The organism is Cognatiyoonia sp. IB215446, assembly GCF_033963825.1.
In the GTDB taxonomy this organism is placed as follows: Bacteria; Pseudomonadota; Alphaproteobacteria; order Rhodobacterales; family Rhodobacteraceae; genus Yoonia.
The window spans coordinates 1-1,897 of the sequence record NZ_JAXBMD010000019.1; the positions used below are offsets into that span (position 1 = coordinate 1).

Consider the following 1,897-nt stretch of genomic DNA (forward strand, 5'->3'; position numbering starts at 1 on the left):
TCAAAAGACAGCTCCACAGTGCCGGGCCTAAAAAACACAGGTTTGTTGCCAACCACATCGCTGATGCACTTGAAGAGGGCCTGCGCAAACGCGTCCTGTGCTTGGTTTTGTTTGTTTGAAATCAAAGCGCAGGCTTCGAACAGATCGGTTCGCGCGGCAGCCCGGCAGTCGAGCGCGACCACCCGCAAGGCATTCAGGACGCCGCGCCATTTGCCGGGCAAAAACGCAGCGGGACGCTTCGCTTTGATCGGTTCAGCAACAGTGGCGACAGAGAGCATATTGAAGTTGCCTTTATGACGCAGGCGCAGATCACATATTGCGCTTATTTCCTGACCATATTTATAAGGAATTACTGAAATGTGAAGGTCTGACCGTGCGACACGCTTCAAAAACCGCAACGATTGTTGCCATTTTAGCAGCTAATTTGTCTCTGGCGGACGCATTTTCCGAGCCACACCTGCAAATCATTCCCCGCACCGACGAAGAAGCAGCGCGAATCGCAACCGTAATCGCACCCCCCACGGATTTCTCTACCCCTAGTCAGTTCGAGGAAAACACTGCCGGCGCCGCTACCGTACGCGTACGCCCGAACGCGGATGCGTTTTCGCAACCGTCCGGCAACATCGCGTTCGAAGATGAGCTGAACTTTAAGGTTGGCAACGGTCTGTTCCGCAAGCTTTGGGTGTCGTCGCCCGCCTCTACGCTTGCTTCGGACGGACTTGGCCCGCTTTTCAACGCGCGGTCCTGCCAGCGTTGCCACCTTAAGGACGGACGGGGACACCCGCCTGAACCGGGTGATGACAATGCAATTTCGATGCTCATGCGCGTCTCGATACCCGGTGACTATCAGGAAAAGACCGCGGAGCTTGAGGCGTATCTCACCACCCTCCCCGACCCGAATTATGGCAATCAGATCCAGGATTTCTCTATCCAGGGACATGCGGCGGAAGCGCAGATTGCGATCACCTACACCGAGGAGGTGATTATGCTGTCGGATGGCGAAACCGTCTCGCTGCGTCGCCCGGATTACACGCTGACCGATCTGAACTACGGGCCGCTGCATCCTGACATCATGGTCAGCCCACGCATCGCGCCGCAGATGATCGGACTTGGCCTGCTAGAAGCGATCCCGGCGGCGGACATCCTTGCCAATGCCGACCCCGACGATCTGAATGGCGACGGCATTTCCGGGCGACCCAATATCGTCTGGTCCAAGGAATTTGATCAATACATGCTGGGCCGGTTCGGGCTAAAAGCGGGAACACCTACGATCCGTCAGCAAACGGCGGACGCCTTTGCTGGAGATATTGGGATTTCCTCACCGATCAATCCGGCTGGGGCGGGTGAGTGTATGCCAACACAAACCGCCTGTCAGAATGCTATCCACGGCGATGGGGACGCGCGTGTGCACGAGATCGACACGGAGATGCTCGACCTCGTCACGTTCTACAGCCGCAACCTTGCCGTGCCCGCCCGTCGCGACGTTGACGATCCAGAGGTCCTGCGTGGCAAGGAAGTCTTCCACACCACCGGCTGCGCCGCCTGCCATACGCCCAGCTATGTGACCCACCGGCTGGAAAACCAGCCCGAACAGAGCTTTCAACTGATCTGGCCCTACACGGACATGCTGCTGCACGATATGGGCGAAGGGTTGGCTGATCACCGGCCAGAGGCCATGGCAAACGGCTATGAATGGCGCACCCCGCCGCTTTGGGGCATCGGCCTGACCGAACAGGTCAGCGGCCACACCTATTTCCTGCATGACGGCCGCGCGCGATCTCTCTTGGAGGCGATCCTTTGGCATGGTGGCGAGGCGCAGGCGCAGCGCGATGCGGTTATCGAGATGTCGAAAGAAGACCGGGACGCGCTGATCCGGTTTGTGGAGAGCCTATGAAAC

1 protein-coding gene and 1 pseudogene are annotated in these 1,897 nt (G+C 58.1%); one reads left to right on the forward strand and one right to left on the reverse strand.

Annotated features, from left to right (window positions below; translation table 11 throughout):
- Positions 1 to 398: pseudogene (locus SLH49_RS22275) on the reverse strand (hypothetical protein); the annotation flags it as partial.
- A gap of 26 nt (positions 399 to 424) precedes the next feature.
- Here SLH49_RS22275 and SLH49_RS22280 point away from each other — a divergent pair.
- Positions 425 to 1,894, forward strand: a complete 1,470-nt coding sequence (locus SLH49_RS22280; protein WP_320271346.1) for a di-heme oxidoredictase family protein — start codon at positions 425 to 427, stop codon at positions 1,892 to 1,894.
- Positions 1,895 to 1,897 lie beyond the last annotated feature (3 nt).